The sequence below is a fragment of the Armatimonadota bacterium genome (assembly GCA_023511795.1).
Taxonomy (GTDB): Bacteria; Armatimonadota; UBA5829; order DTJY01; family DTJY01; genus JAIMAU01.
Genome location: JAIMAU010000001.1, coordinates 239,589 through 255,148 on the forward strand (window position 1 = coordinate 239,589; position 15,560 = coordinate 255,148).

At 47.3% G+C, this 15,560-nt stretch carries 8 protein-coding genes; 4 read left to right on the plus strand and 4 right to left on the minus strand.

Annotation, left to right across the window (positions count from 1 at the left end; all coding sequences use genetic code 11):
- Positions 1 to 16 precede the first annotated feature (16 nt).
- Both K6T99_01070 and K6T99_01075 read right to left on the minus strand, forming a co-directional pair.
- Positions 17 to 1,957 carry a hypothetical protein gene (locus K6T99_01070; protein MCL6518398.1) on the minus strand — a complete coding sequence of 647 codons (1,941 nt, stop codon included), beginning with the start codon at positions 1,955 to 1,957 and terminating at the stop codon, positions 17 to 19.
- A 34-nt stretch (positions 1,958 to 1,991) separates the two neighbouring features.
- Positions 1,992 to 2,864: a sugar phosphate isomerase/epimerase gene (locus K6T99_01075; GenBank protein ID MCL6518399.1), complete on the minus strand. Its 873-nt coding sequence runs from the start codon at positions 2,862 to 2,864 to the stop codon at positions 1,992 to 1,994.
- 257 nt (positions 2,865 to 3,121) lie between these two features.
- Between K6T99_01075 and K6T99_01080 the strand changes: the two genes are divergently transcribed.
- Positions 3,122 to 4,327 (plus strand): right-handed parallel beta-helix repeat-containing protein, encoded by a 1,206-nt coding sequence (locus K6T99_01080; GenBank protein MCL6518400.1) that lies wholly within the window; start codon positions 3,122 to 3,124, stop codon positions 4,325 to 4,327.
- Here the strand turns inward: K6T99_01080 and K6T99_01085 are convergent.
- Positions 4,321 to 6,186: a hypothetical protein gene (locus K6T99_01085; GenBank protein MCL6518401.1), complete on the minus strand. Its 1,866-nt coding sequence runs from the start codon at positions 6,184 to 6,186 to the stop codon at positions 4,321 to 4,323. The genes K6T99_01080 and K6T99_01085 overlap by 7 nt on opposite strands.
- A 19-nt stretch (positions 6,187 to 6,205) precedes the next feature.
- On the minus strand, positions 6,206 to 10,417 hold the full coding sequence (locus tag K6T99_01090) for an acyl-CoA dehydratase activase (GenBank protein MCL6518402.1): 4,212 nt from the start codon (positions 10,415 to 10,417) through the stop codon (positions 6,206 to 6,208).
- A gap of 278 nt (positions 10,418 to 10,695) precedes the next feature.
- Here K6T99_01090 and K6T99_01095 point away from each other — a divergent pair, with 278 nt between their 5' ends.
- The 3 genes from K6T99_01095 (at position 10,696) to K6T99_01105 (ending at position 15,526) form a co-directional block, all read left to right on the plus strand.
- Positions 10,696 to 11,994, plus strand: coding sequence for an ADP-ribosylglycohydrolase family protein (locus K6T99_01095; protein MCL6518403.1), 1,299 nt, complete (start codon positions 10,696 to 10,698; stop codon positions 11,992 to 11,994).
- A 209-nt stretch (positions 11,995 to 12,203) separates the two neighbouring features.
- Positions 12,204 to 15,236: a heparinase II/III family protein gene (locus K6T99_01100; GenBank protein MCL6518404.1), complete on the plus strand. Its 3,033-nt coding sequence runs from the start codon at positions 12,204 to 12,206 to the stop codon at positions 15,234 to 15,236.
- A gap of 110 nt (positions 15,237 to 15,346) precedes the next feature.
- Positions 15,347 to 15,526, plus strand: coding sequence for a hypothetical protein (locus K6T99_01105; GenBank protein MCL6518405.1), 180 nt, complete (start codon positions 15,347 to 15,349; stop codon positions 15,524 to 15,526).
- The last annotated feature ends 34 nt before the right edge of the window (positions 15,527 to 15,560 follow it).

Consider the following 15,560-nt stretch of genomic DNA (forward strand, 5'->3'; position numbering starts at 1 on the left):
GGCGAGATTATTGGGATTACCAGTTAGCTGGGTAGACGTTCAAATTCGTTAGGCAACCTAGGAGCGTATAGAATCCGCCTTGGAGAATGTCGCCGGCAATCATGCCGAGAAAGAATGGCAGGGCGCGACGATAAAGCCTTAAGCCTCCTGCTCTTATGAGTACAACCTTTGCCAGCCATGCAATAAAAAACGGTCCCCAGGTGTAGTTCATTGTCCAAGTATTTGCCATTGCATAGCCGACTGGGTGAAATGGCCACCATATGTATCTGCCTCTTAGAAATGCGAGGATTGCCGTTACCATCATGCCAGCGCCGACACCCTTGAGGCCGGCCCAATCCGTGGGTCTAGGAGTGCGGATGAATTGCGCTAATACTGTGAACGAATTCATGCCGGAGTAGCTTCTCCAATAATTTGTTTTTGCAAGTGCGCCATAGTTCGTCCAAAGTGTCAGTGCAATTATGAAGGAAATCATAACGCCAAAACTGACGGAGATAAGTATAGGTAGGACCAGGCGGCGGAAATCTACCTTTGCAGAGTCTGCCATCTTAAGAGCGTCGAGCTCATGTGGCATACATGTTCCACGAAAATCTTGGCCAGCAGTTGCGGCACGGATATATGTTAGAGATGTTAGGTCGGCGGTTGTGAAGAAATTCGAGCCGAAAATCGTTTGCATTAGGCGGTAGCCGTCAATATCGGGTCCAACTGGCCAAACGTTACCAGTTTCAGCACGAATTCGTGTTGCTGCAATTAGATAAATTAACACTAGTGTAATCATCATGAGCGCTATGGGGAGCCTTGCGCCAGCGATAACCGTGAAAGCGACTAGAATTGCAAAGCACACAGCTAGTCCAATGAATGCAAACTGGTGGGCTTTGACATGTGGGTCCCCCGATTCTTTTCCTATGAAGGCTTCTCGGAAGATTTTTGCAAGATGCCGCCTAGCGAGCCATAAGGTCGATGCTGAAATCCCCAAAAACGCTCCTGCACCTTGAAACGATAGACAAGGGAACACGCTTTGCGCGCTGAAGCCTGCACTTTCTGTCGCGCGCACAGCTGATGCGAAGATGAGCTCAGCCTTGGTTACGATGAAGAAAAACCAGCAACTGAATACCACTTCAGTTGATAGGAGAAAGCCTATGCCTATTGCGAACGGGAAGAAAGTAATCGGTGTAGGTCCCATCGCGTTCCAGGGAGGGTTTGGGAAATAGGTACTCAACTCGGTTGCGCGAACTTGAATCATTGGCATGTTTGGTATGTTTTCGTGGAGTGTATTTAGAGTACCTAGTAGGAACGTGGCGATTGCACCACCCCAGAAAAGCTTTTCTTTAAATAATGGCACTCCTTCTCGCGTGAGCTCAATGGGCAAGGTGACTGTTGGGAAGGGGAGCTTCTCATTTTCGATCCATTGTTTGCGTAGTAGGATTACAATGCAGAAGGTTGCCGAGGCGAATACAAACAGGAAGCCCACCCAAACGCAAATTTGAGTCGCCCACTCGTTCCAAATAAAAGGCGAATTTCCTTTGTAGAAATGATCAAGTGCTGTCTTATCGGTTTGAGCAAGCCACTTTGGGATATAAGGGTGAAATAGTGCCGCCCATCCATTCGCTTCGGAGGCAAAGTAATGAGCGGCAGTGAGCGTCGGTATTAGGAAATGCAGTCCACCTGAGGAAGAAAGTACTGTTCCGACAGTAGACATAGCATAAATGATAATAAGTTCGCCTTGCTTTAATGCAATTCCAGGAAGAAACTTAGTGAATATTAAGTTTATCGCTACAATTGCCAAGAGTGCGTTGAATGCGCCGAACGGAATGGAAGTATTTGCTAGTGCTGTGTGGCCACGAAAGCCACCCAGTACCAATTCGGCATAGTGAAGCCAGAGGTTTACCAAAATAGTGACTACAAGACCTATCGTCACTGCCCGAAGGGTCAGTGCTTTTGAAGGAGAGTTCTTTTTCAAGTGTGAAATCCTGCCAGCCAACCGCTACTATAACTTATATTATTTCACGGAAGAAGTCTGCATCTCGTTTGAGAACTGATTGCCACTCCTCGCGGGGCCAACGGCCAAGGGACTCGTCCTCGAGGCACAAATCGCGTTCATATCCAGCTTTTTTGAGTATGGCAACAACCCGCCTGTGGTCTATGTCGCCATCTCGTAGCGGAGAAACGTATTCTCCATACTTGTAACCCATTTCGCGCTCAACTTCACGAATATCAGGCGGATAATTTATGTTCTTTGCGTGTGTATGCTTGCAGTACGGCGCAAAGTGTTCAATAATTTCGTAAACCCGACTAAGAGGATGCCCTCGCCAGTAGAAATTTCCAGTGTCAATTGTAATCCCAACTCGCGGAGAGCCCACTCGTTCGAGCAGTTGGTCGAGAAACTCTGGCATGTTTCCTTGGTAACCGTGATTTTCTACACCCAGGTCGACTCTTGCGTCAGGCGTGGCATCAAGTATTCGTTTCATGCAGTCCGCAAAAAGTGTAACATTGTGTTCAAGTGGCTGGTCTTTTTCGCCATGCATGATAGCATCTATCCTGACTGCTTGAATGCCTAGCATATCGGCGGCTTTCACTGCGTTTATTGTCCACTTAATCTCATTTTCCAAGTCATTGCTGCCAAAATTGTTTGACATAAGGAAAGCGGAAACTCGAACTTTGTTTTCATCAAGATGCTTGCGAAACTCTTCGATTGCATTGGGTGTGTCGAGTTTGAATCGCTCTTTGCCTGGTGAAGGGCGAATTGCAAAGACTGAATTATCTCTTGCAAACTCAAGTTCGACTGCGTCAAAACCAAGGCCATCAAGGCCTTCTTTCAGCGATGGCCAGGCACAAAGAGCGATATGGTCGCGAACTGATAAATACATGCACTACCTCCAAATCAACATTCTGCGCAGTCACCCTAAGCTCCACATGGTTTACCTTCATATTGAGTATACCTACCGGAGTTTGCAGAGTCAAGGAAAAGCAGACATTAGGGTTTATGGTGTGTAGGTTACCGACTGGATGGTTTGCTTTAGTCTCCTTAGTTTTAAAAGGCCAAAGCATCAGCGGCGCGTATGCTGTTGACATAGCCAGATTATCCCTGTAAACTCTGAGCACTGCTCTTTAGTGGAGGAGAAAAATGCGTTCTAAATGCAGGTTATTATTAATTATGATAGCGGTTTTTCTTACAGCAAGTTGTTTTGCCGCTACTGACTCAATCCAAAACGTAAAGGATTATGGAGCGGTTGGAGATGGGAAGGCTGATGATACTGCCGCCATTAGGAAGGCTATCGAGGACGCAGGTCTTGGCGGCACTGTGAGTTTCCCCATGGGCGTCTACAAAATTTCTGGAACACTAGACCTTGAAGGAGTCCATTTGGTTGGGAACATCTCTGGCGGCTTCCCTTCGGATGCAGATGTTCTTCCGGGAATACTCGTTTCTCATAGCAATGGGCCAGCGGTTAGATGTGGTGATTTTTCCAGTGTTCATGGTTTAGCGTTTCGATATGCTGGGGTTGACTTTGAGAAGCCGACCAAGTATCCGCCCACAATCCTTCTTGCTGGCAATGGAATATCAATAAGTAATGTGAAAATTTGGGGGGCGTATGATGCTATCGCCGCTGATGGCAAAAGTAACATTGGGCGTGTGAATCTTGAAAACATCTTTCTCCCGGAAGTCATTAATACTGGTGTGTATCTCACAGAAGCTTTTGACATTCCGACCATGCGCAATGTCGAAGTTTTTTGCACAAATAAGTATTTTCTAGAGCATGGGGTAGGTTTTAAGCTTGGGCGTTTAGATGAATTTCATGCATCAAATTGCTTTGTAATTGGTGCACATACCGGCTTCCTTTTCGTAGAAGATAAAACTGAAAATGGGGGAAATACTTACGGCGGTTTATTCAACTGCTCCACTGATGCTTGCGTTTTTGGATATGTAATTGAATCAGGAGCAAGGTTACGAGTAACAAACGGAAGTTATTTGAATCACTTTATAGCTTTTAAAGTTGCAAACCGAAATGCTACAGTTATAGTTCACGGTGCAGTTATCCAGGCAAATGGCGATCACGCCTTGCAAATCACAAACTGCGGTAACGCAATGTTTAGTGCATGTCGTTTCCAAAAGGCATTTGAGAATCCAAAAGCATATGCCGCTTATGTCATCGGCGGAAAGAACATAATACTTAACGGTTGCACTTTCGATGCATTTGGCCCAGGAGTATATCTCGGCGGAGATGTGGATAAAGTGACAGTGGCAAATTGTATATTCGAAGGCAGCAAATTTGCACACATAGTGAACGAATTACCCAAATCAGCAAAATGTGCAATTTCAAACAATCAATGACTTGATGGGGGAATGAACTCAAGAAGCGTCACGGCATTATTTTCAAGTGTGAAAGTGTGTGTAAAGTCGCCGCCTTTAGATATTTCAATTGCTTCTACGCATTCAAGTTCATATTTTTCGCGATTGTGAAAGATATTGCTGTGGTCTTTGTCGACGAGATAACGTTTGCACCTCCCGCCAATTAGCTTTTGGGGGAGGTTAGTAAGATTGAGTTCGATTTCCCTGGGGACTCCATATCTCTCTGCAAAGTTGACGATTAGTACTGTAATTCTGCCAGTCTTTGAGTCCCTAGCGGCGAACCCTGTGATTTCATCATCTGTGCCTACGTATTGTATTTTTTCTGGGGCCATCATATTAAACATTCGGCAGACATTGCCCACTGGTTTAATCTTGTTCTCCCTCGTGAACATTCCCCAACTTCCTACAAGGTTCGCATCCCAGTCCTTAGCTAAAAAGAAACAAGGTTTGTTTACCTTGCCGGGAATCATGGCTCGTAGCATCGATGTTGCACACCATGCCGCTCCGATTTCGTTGTCATGTGGACGATCGTGCCACCAGGCGTAATTCCATTCAGTAATCATGAACTCTCTTACTTGCTTTTTTACTTTTGGGTAGTCTTCTAAGTATCGCCATGTAGTGAGCGCCTCGTCAAGGATGGTAGTCCAGGGGTGGAAATACTCGTGCCACGTAATGAAATCGAGCGGTGTGCCTGTTTCTTCGCAGTGTTTCATTAAACCGCGCATGAAGTCCTCTCCCCTAATGAAGGCGCTTCCCTTGTCGCTATTCCATGGGCCAGCAGCATTACATGGGCCGCCAACGAGGGCGTTTGGATCGGCGCGCTTTACTCCCCGAGCCGAGGCGTCATAGAGTTTTAGGTACGTCTCCAGAAGGTCTTCGCCGGGCAAAGTGGCAATCCATCCGGCATTGCTTTCATTCCATACTTCCCAGTACTTTACGTATGCCTTGCGCTCGATGTTGCACCGTCGGACGGCAGCGTACACTAGGTCTTCCCATTCCTTCCAGTCTCTAGGACGGCTATGTCGGTCGGGATTGTCGACGATGTCGAAAGGCTGGGGCATATATGAAAGGCAGAGAATTGGCTCTGCATCAATGCTTTTTATGAAGTCAACTCTGCGGTCAAAATCTTCCCAATCATAATAAATAGTTCCATCTTCGCGTTTTTTTACTACGTTGGTTAGAACGTTATCCATGCGAAACCACTTTATGCCGATTTCTTTAAACTTGTTTGCTGTCTCAGGTTCATAGTCGGGGAGGCCCCCTCCTTGTGAAAGTCCTGCAAATGGCCTGGGGAGCCTGCCAAGTGGTTTTGCTGCATCTGCTTTTACCTTAAATGGCTCTGAAACTCGCTCGGCATCTAGGATTACAAAGTCGCATTCGGAAAATTCACCTTCGCCTTCTGAGTCATCCCTTGGTCCCATGAAGACCCGAACGGCGACCGGAATCTGCTCGCCGGGCCTGGTGGACTTCGTTAGGAGAATTAAGCCGGGGTGATCATTATCGTACCGTGACTGGAGACGCCCATAGACATATATCTCGCCACCATTGCCCGCATTCCATTTAATGCCAATTGGTCGGCGGTTGGTGGCTTTACCATCAATTGAACCAGGAATTGTGATGTTAGCACGCAGCCAGGCGAATCCTCGGCACTTCCATTTATGCCCGCACGTTACCGATTCCCAGCTGGAATCGTCGAAGTCAGGTTGTCTGGCTTCGGGAACATCTTGGTCTTTGAACTGCCAGAAGATTGCTGGCCCAGGATTAACCCCAGCTAGGCAAATCACTGCAAATATTAAGTTGAAAGCCATTGTGAAAATAAGTCTAACAGCTACTTTTGTCATTCGAACTTGCTTCTAACAGTTAGACCTTAGCCAGCTGAGAGTGCTGGCGCCGTTTCATATATTGCTTGGCTTGGTGCATGAACGCTTCAATACGCGTTTCGCTTGTGGACTGTTCTACACCGTCATATACCATATTGAGGAATGGGAATTCACCTAATTCTTCGCGAATACGTTTAAGCAACGCGTTCGAAATTGTTCCTGGCATGCATGTGAACGGCATCACGGCTACAATTCCTGAGAGTCCTTTCGTAATAAAGTCAATTGCCTTGCCTACCGTCATAATTGCTTCCCCCTCGAAGCTCCGATGGACATAAGGAGAAGCTTTGATGAGCACTTCGTTGCTGGAAGGCTCCTCAAGATTGCGCAGGAAACCATGGAATACATTTGTCAGCTCACGCTCATCACGCTTCATAAACCAGTCGGTGATGTTATTCTTTAACCATAATTTATAGTTGCAGTCAAGCCATGCCCTCATGCTCCTACGAACATTGCGATATAAGAACCACTCTAGAATCGGCGCTGCCCATACTTCGCCACCGAGTGCCTCAATTTTACGGACAATATCTTGGTTACTAAATGCATTGGCGCGAACGTAAAACTCACCAACATAGCCGATGATTGGTTTTTCTACGCTTCGGTCGACTGGGACAGCTTCAAATAGTTTTCGACATTTCTTAAGGGCCTCAACAAGGTTGGTTTCGTTTTTCAGCGCTTCATAAACAATTTGCACTGACTCGTTGAATGCTTCGTCAGCAGCGCCTTTTACCGTTTCGTATGGCCTCGTCTCTCGAACACACTTCTCTAGGAGGTCTATCGCGATTATCCCACGCCAGCCAATCTCAAGGAGTTTTCGCCCGACAATTCCAATGTCGTTGTAGAAGCTTGCTGCCTGGTTTGGCGCGTAAATAGGCACATCTGGATAGCCGAGCTGGTCGAGCACCATTCGTTGAAGAGCATTATACTGGCCAAATCGGCATGGCCCACCGGAACCACCCATGAAAAACGCATATTTATTTCTGTCGAAGTCCGGTCGTTTAGTAAACTTTACCATATCGCCGGTTGTAACTATGCACGGGAAGCATTCTTTGCCAGTTGTAAACTGCCGCCCCCACTCGAGGGTTTCTTCGTCTGGTTCGGGAAGAACCTCGGCTTTCATCCCACAAGCTTCAAAGGCTGCAGCTAAAGCGTAGGCATGGGCACTCATATTTGGAATAAGTACCGTTCGGTGAGTACCCTTTTCTATATTTACAGGGCGGAATATTCGTTCCCCAATGGCTCGGCCATTTGTATTTTGGATGCTGTCCATGAATGCTTCACAGCGGGTAATCATGCCTGCGTCGGCGCTGTGCTCGTCTACCTCAATCACAAGGCAAGGTTTGCGTCCTAAACGCTCGCGGAAAAACTTGTGCATAAACGAATCTGGACCGCATCCGAAGTTTGTAAGATAGAGCGGGTAAAGCCTTGGATCATCGGCTATTATCTCCGCTGCCGAAAGTATCTTTTGCCCATAGCGCCAGTACATGTTTTTCCAGTCATCAGGCAGTCTTACAGAGTCAAGGGGTAGGAAGTCCATCGGTATGCACCGTACGCCAATTTTATTTAGCTTCTTCGGGATTTCCAAGTTTGCTCCGGGATCGCACCCGTTATACGCTCGGCTTACGATAACAATCGCTTTTTCGTTTGATTCAATCTCAGCTAGAACTTCCCGCCCACGTGCTTCAAGCTTGCGTTGGAAGCGCTCGAGGTTTTCCTGGGCGGCAATAACTGCATTGGCTACTTGTCTTCGCGACTTGCCCAATTGCCTTCCCACGTCTTCTAATGCCTTAATTCGATGTCGGGTGGGAAGCTGCAGGTATATTACTGGCTCGAGCGTCTTAACGCCAGCTGCTGTGAAATTTACCGCCGATTTGACTGTATATACAAAGCTCTGTACATACGGACAAACAAAGCTATCAGTCATTCGTCGGTCGGGCAAAGGCAGATTAATTACGCTAGGCAGGAATATGTAGTCTATCTCTTTATTTAGGAGATTTAATACGTGCCCCAATGCTACTTTCATTGGGAAGCATGTTTCTGCAACAGAGCTTTCAGCTCCATCATGGATTATCTTCTTGGTCGTTGGGTCGGAGATAACAACTTCACAGCCCAATTCTTTGAAGAACGCCTGCCAGAATGGATAAAGCTCGTAGAAAAGGAGGCACCGGGGAATGCCAATTCTAGGTGCATCGGCCGTTATCGGTTCCTTTGGCACATAGGGTTCGAGAAGCATCTCCGCACGTTCGGCAAAGTGGTCAGGATATTTGCTAACAACTTGTGTCCGCCGGTCAACGTCATATTTTTCACACCGACTGCCGTAGAAAAGCGGCCTCTCGCCCTCAACCACGACACGGTTTATTTCACACTGGTTTGCACATTCCTTGCATTCAAAGGACGTAATTTCATATGACCGTTGGCTAAGGTCAAAGCCTTTAAATTTGCTACCTTGCCCCTTGTCTTCGTCCATGGCTATACAGGCGCAACCGATTGCCCCTGTGACCTCATGGTGCTTGGGCACGATAATCGGCTGACCGGTTACCATCTCGAAAGCGGCTATGACTCCCTTATTTGCGGCGACTCCGCCTTGGAAGAAAATGCGCTTGCCAATGGGCTTCGTTCCAACTACTCGGTTGAGGTAGTTGCGCACTATCGAGTAGCTTAACCCGGCTACTAGGTCTTCAGTGCTTGCGCCTGCTTGTTGATTGCGTACGAGCTCGGTTTCCATGAAAACTGTACATCTCTCACCAAGGTTAATTGGCGACTTCGATGACAGGGCAAGATTGCCGAACTCTTCTTTGATGCTTATCCCTAGCTTCTCCGCCTGCTCTTCGAGGAATGACCCAGTGCCTGCTGCACAAACTTTATTCATCTCAAAGTCGACGATTGCACCATTTTGTAAGCTTATATATTTTGAGTCTTGGCCCCCTATTTCGAATATAGTGTCTACCTCGGGGTCTATTTCTGCAGCGGCCCTGGCTTGGGCGGTAATCTCATTTTTAACTACGTCAGCACCAATAAAGTCTGCAATTAGGTATCTTCCCGATCCGGTAGTACATGCACCTCGAATCTCGACAAGATCGCCAATTTCCTCGCCGATTTCTTTTAGCCCTTGTCTTACCGCTTCGATTGGACGGCCAGCTGTCATTAAATACCGCTTAGCTAACACGCGTTTGTTGGCATCAAGAACCACTACATTAGTGCTAATCGAGCCAACGTCTACGCCTAGATATGCCGGAATTTTTCCTTCAGTTTTTGCAGGAGGCGAAACAGTGTTGTCTGTCGGAAGGATAGATTTTTCTAGTTTTAGTGGTTTATCACGACTGCGCTCTTCAGAGGCTAGGTCGCAGTGCTCCTTTAGCTGCGAAAGTTTCGAGAAATCTGGTTCCGGGCCGCCCTCATGAATTGCAATTAGCGCCGCGCCTATCGCTCCTGTGCACCCAAATTCCTTGGGGATAATAAGATCATCGTCGTTTAGATTAAGTACACTTTTTAATGAGCGAACTATACCTGGGTTTGCTGCTACGCCGCCATGAAATGCTATCGGCGGTTGTAGATCTTTGGCGGCGCCAACTGTGCTTTTAAAGTTGCGTGCAAGTGCTAAGCATAGTCCGGCAACAATATCTTCAACAGGTGTTGCTTTCTGCTGCAGATGAATCATGTCACTTTTGGCAAAGACGCTACATCTACCGGCAACTCTTGGAGGGTTTTTTGATTTAAGTGCCATTTGTCCAAATTCTTCGATTGTGAGGCCCATTCGGCTTGCCTGTTGGTCGAGGAATGATCCAGTGCCAGCGGCGCAAACTGTGTTCATTTCGAAGTCGGCAACTGCGGCCATGCCGTTTCGTTCCTCAGGCCGCAGGAAGATAAGCTTTGAATCCTCGCCGCCTATCTCAATAATAGTCCGAACCTGAGGATGAAGATGCGTAGCAGCGGCGGCTTGCGCGATGACCTCGTTTACGAACTTTCCTTTGAGGACATCGGCAATTAGCCGTCCGCCTGTGCCAGTGGTCGCAAGTCGAGATATTTTATCGAATCTAGAAACGGTGTCTTCGATTAGTTGTGCTGCGACCTGCATGGGCCGGCCCTTGTGCCGGATGTATTGCGTTTCAAGAATTTCGCCATTCCTGCTGAGAACGGCGGTGTCTACGCTCACCGATCCGACATCTATTCCCAAAACTAGGTCTCTATTCGACATCGTTTTCGCGATTTCTCCTTTTAATTCAATTTTAAGCCTTATTATATTTCTACCCGACAGCCTTGACTCCTCCTGTATGCCGGTTTTCCGGACAACCGTTAAATTCATATTTTGCTTTTAAGCTGTGGGCAGCTTGGCTAAGTCTTGACAAAATCTATTAATTATCAGAAACTTCGTCTTGGTGTAAGTTTTTCCTGCAAAGTCGGTTGGAGAGTTTCTTAAATATAAGCGAAATTCTGCAGGTGTCTTTTTGCCTGCAATATTAAGGAGAAACCAAAGTGTCGTACTTTCCAAAGCTTGATCAAGAATACCAAACTTTTAAGGCTTGGCTTGAATTGCGAAAGGAACAGGGCGCAGATGTCTCTGCAGTTGAAAAAGAAGCCCGCGGCTTTTTGGCTGACTTATCGCGGATACTCCAAAGGGTTAATCCCCCGTTTACAACTAAATATCACGAGCCGATAGATCTAGAGTATATAAGGCTGGCTCGACCCAAAGGGCCACGCACGCTGCCATATAGCCTTACAGATGATAAGCTTTACGACAAAATGCTCGGCGCATTGCTCGGGAGGTGCGCGGGCTGTATTTTAGGCATTCCTGTGGAGGGATGGAGTCGAAAGAAGATAAAGTATTTTGCACTCAAACTTGGACAGCCTTATCCGCTTGCTGAGTATTGGAAGTTTACACACCGTTCAGGCATCCACTACTCCGAGCCGATAGATAACTTTTTCAGGGATAATATTGACCACGTTGGACCAGACGACGACCTTGCGTATACAGTGCTTGGTTTGCTTATTCTAGAGGAGGCTGGGGTTGATTTCACGACCGAAGACGTAGGGCGATTATGGCTCAAGTACTTGCCGATGGCGTGCACGGCGGAGCATGTGGCACTCGAAAACCTTAAGAAAGGGATTAAACCACCAAAAACGGCGCTAAAGGGCAATCCATACATGGAGTGGATTGGCGCAGACATACGCTCAGATCCTTGGGGATATGCGGCTCCCGGCTTGCCTGAAATTGCAGCTGAGTTTGCATATCGCGACGCCTCGGTAAGCCATGTGATGAATGGAACCTATGGCGAGATGTTTTTCTCGGCTGTGATTGCGGCGGCGTTTGTTATCGATGATCCAATAAAATGCTTGCAGATCGGTCTTGCTGAGATTCCGGCAAAATGCCGTTTGGCTGAAACTGTAAAGCAAACACTTCGTTGGTGCAAAGCCGACGGCGATTGGGAAACTACCTTAGGCCGAATTGAGGAAAAATACGCTGGCATGAACAACGCACACACTCTAAACAATGCTGCAATTACGGTTGCAGGCCTTTTCTATGGTGACGGTGACTTTGAAAAGACAATTTCGCATACTGTTATGGGCGGCGTAGATACTGACTGCACTGGTGCCACCGCGGGCTCGATTATGGGTGCCATCCTCGGAGCAGAAAAGCTCCCCGCGAAGTGGGTGTCACCTTTCAATGACAAGCTTACAACTTATTTGATAGGTCAGGAGGTTCACTCCATCTCCGACCTTGCCCGGAGATTTTGCGTAATTGCAAGGAAGGTCCGTGAAAAATATGCTCAATAGGCTTGCCATTGAGTGGAGAATATGTTGTTTAGGTGGCTGGCATTAAAAGCTCTAGAAATTTTTTAAATAAAGGCATATTTTGCATGCCTGACCGCTTCCCGGGAGGTTTTTCAATCTTAGTGGTTGGCTCTCGACTTCTATCTGTGCAGAAGACCTTTTGCCAGATTCTATTAATTATTGCCTCCATTTCTTACGCAGCTCCCGGACAGGTGTTAGACGATATTCTTAATTATGCAATCGTTGACCAGGTGTCCGGCGGTAAAGAACTTCGGCTCGAGGTGACCTCTGACTCCCCTATAGGATATAGTTTTACCACAGGTGATAACGTCCACGAAATATTCCGCATAACTGTATGCCTTGATCAATCGCCTGAGCAATGGCAGTCTGGAGAAGCCGTGACCCTAACCTTGTGGGACTCGCAAGCAAAGTCCAGGAAGCTTGCTGAATATACCCTAAATGATGTAACCGTTAAGAACATATTGGGTGAAAATCCTTTCTATGTTCGTTCCCCAGCAGAGCCGAACAAAAACTACTATTTTGAGCTAACCCATAACGGCAAAGGCGATGGCAGAGCTGGGGTATATGCCGATGCGAATGGTAATCTATTTTTTAAAGTGTTAGTCAAGCGCAGGGCTGACCATGAAACTTTGATGCGTGAGCTTTTCTCTGATTTTGACCTTGATGCGCCCGGCATGGAAAAGGTTAAATTAGCTGTCAAGGCGGAAGATTGGGAGCGAGCAATCAAAGAGACGGTTGCTCATTTTGATTCTCGGCCGCTTTCTCAGTGGCATGATTCTAAGATAATGCCAAAGAAGAATCCACAGGCAAATTTCACCCCTGCCGAGAAAGCTCTAAGGCATGTGGTCGAGCACCAAGGCTTGGATTTCTATCTTGGTGAGCGCATAAACTGGTGGGCGAATCCTGTTCCTGGCAGAGGAGGTCTTGCCGAGTATCTTTGCAATTGGGGGCTTCCTAGAATCTTGGGCTACGCATATATAAACAGCGGCGATGAAAAGTATGCAAAGAAGGCAAACGAGTTTTATGTTGCTTGGATGCTTGATAATCCACCGCCAACAAAACCAGGAGTTGACTGGGATAATGCTGCTTATTCAGGCCTTCAAATTGCGCGCAAGTTTGGCGGTAATGCTTGGTATTATTACGGAGAGTTGATGAAATCACCGAATCTTGAAACTGACACGCGCATGGCATTTATCCACTTCCAAATTCAATTTGGTAAACTCCTATACAGCGGTGTTACCAATGGCGGCCAGGGGTGGGGCGGCAATTGGGGATTTCAGGTATACGATGCGCTTCTAAACAATGCGCTAGACAATCCCGAATACAAACATTGGCGCGAATGGGCGGATTTTGCTGTTAAGAAGCTTGTGGAGCTTTCGCATGAATCCTTATGCGCCGATGGCGTACTTAACGAAGCGGCGCCGAACTACCACGGTATTTGTGCACGCCGCCTAAAGTCGCTTCTCATCCGAGCAACTGAAAAGGGAATCCCCATTCCTTCGGATATGCGGGACATCTTGGGCAAAATGTATACCTTTTTAGGATACTTGACCCAGCCAAACGGAATGACGCCAATGTTTGGAGATTCCGACAGCGAGCACTATGCAGAGGAACTGTCTGAGGTGGCGAAGATTCTAGGCCGCCAAGATCTGGAGTGCTTTGCTACTCAAGGAAAGAAGGGGAAGCAGCCGTTCCCTATCTCTAATTGTTTTCCTTGCAGCGGCTATTATTTTATGCGCGGTAATTTTGAAGATTCAACCTACCTTGCCGTCCACAATGGCAATTGGGTTGGCACGCATGGGCACTTCGACCTCACCGCTCCCGTAGTTTATGCGTTCGGTAGACCTCTGTTAGTCGATCCTGGCAGGTATAATTACTCAGCTGACCATGACTGGTTTTGGATTGCAAAAGCCCACAATGTTGTCTTGATAGACGGACGGAATTATGAGAATTATGGGCGCACGACAGAGTATTCTCACTGGGCTTCAACGAAGTTTATGGATTATTTCGATGGCCGCAATCGCTTTTATCAGCATACTGTAAGCGACCGGGAGATTATTTTCGTAAAGCCTGACTACTGGCTCGTGAGCGACCAGCTCTACTTTGATGGAAATCACAAGCTGGAACAGTATTGGCACTTCGCCCCCGGCGAGGTAAAGCTAAACTCACGCTTGGTCGCCGAAACTACATACCCTAGCGGCGGCAACATTGCTGTTGTCCCCATACTCCGCGAAGGCCTAACTGCGCGGAAGAAGGACGGCTATGTTGCCTTCAAAGCCGGTGTGAAGGAAAACGCCCCAGTTGTTGTGTACGAAAAGCTTGCAAATGGCGAAACATCGCTGGCAACTCTTCTCTATCCCTGGAGGGTCGGGGAGGGCTGCAAAAGTGTTGCTGTCAAAAGTCTTATTCCGTTGGATGTTCCTGGTATTTATGCGTTTTCGGTTAAGACAGTTTGGGGCAAAGATTACATTGGATTGTGCCGCCCGTTGGAACCGAGTATCCGCAAAATATCATCGAGCGAATTTTCTGCAGTTGCTCGGGCATCGCTTGTCCGCATCCTAAGAGACGGCAGAGTTAAGGCATTCTCGTGGGTTGAGGGGTCGGAGCTTTGGTTGGGAAACACTCTTCTCGCGAAGTCTGATAGGCAGATTGGCACATTGGATGTGGAGTACGATAATGGAACACTTCGCATCTGGTGCCGGGAAGAGGAGCCGTCCCTAAGAATAAATGGCGTAAAATGTTCGTTTGTCTCGATAAACGGTGGCCCACCGCGAAAGTTTTTTGGGGAGGTATGTTATCCATTTGCCGATAAGCCGAAAGCAGTTGTCGTGGATGACGCCGACCTTGGGTTTTCACGCATGGAAAGTCGGGAGTGGGGACCAATGCCGGATGGCGAGCCGATTGGCATTTCATATCTTCAGCATGAAACCGACGTTGGGCGCAATGAATGGGCTGAGTGGAGGGTAATCTTACCTGAGACCGGCAAGTATGAAGTACAGGTTCACATCCCACGTTCGCTTCTGCCGCTCAGCCGTGAAGTAGAATATATTGTGAATAGCAGGTCGTCGCAGATTATAGACCAGCAAAAGAATGTTGGAAAATGGGTCGCGTTAGGCGTGTTTGATTTCAACGCAGGTGGTAATACTATTAAGGGCGTTAATCGTTCCAAAGAGGATGGTAAATACTTTGTAGCTGATGCCGTTAGATTTGTGAAGCAACGCTAAAATAGGCTTTTTGTGACAAGAATGTTCGGGGAGTAATCCTAAAAATTGCATCTGGTATTTCTAAGCCGCATAGCTTGCAAGAGCAAAGAGCTTAGGATGGATTAAAGAGGATGAAGACAGCCGAATTAGTTCTTCTCGTAGTGCTTATTATTGCGCTTTATGTAGTTTCGAGCAGATGGCGTCCGGATGAGCCTGTATTACTTGGAGCACGCGTTTCTTTCTGGCTTGGATTGGCAGCCGCCCTATTGGCTATAATACTAATTGCGCTAAGCAAGTCGAGGCAATTTTGAAGAGCACAGCGGTTAGATACTCACTATTCCCGCC

What these genes read in the sequence shown, in the direction of transcription:
- K6T99_01075 (MCL6518399.1), bottom strand. Translation starts at nt 2,864, where the DNA reads ATGTATTTATCAGTTCGCGACCATATCGCTCTTTGTGCCTGGCCATCG.
- K6T99_01080 (MCL6518400.1), top strand. Translation starts at nt 3,122, where the DNA reads ATGCGTTCTAAATGCAGGTTATTATTAATTATGATAGCGGTTTTTCTT.
- K6T99_01085 (MCL6518401.1), bottom strand. Translation starts at nt 6,186, where the DNA reads ATGACAAAAGTAGCTGTTAGACTTATTTTCACAATGGCTTTCAACTTA.
- K6T99_01090 (MCL6518402.1), bottom strand. Translation starts at nt 10,417, where the DNA reads ATGTCGAATAGAGACCTAGTTTTGGGAATAGATGTCGGATCGGTGAGC.
- K6T99_01105 (MCL6518405.1), top strand. Translation starts at nt 15,347, where the DNA reads ATGAAGACAGCCGAATTAGTTCTTCTCGTAGTGCTTATTATTGCGCTT.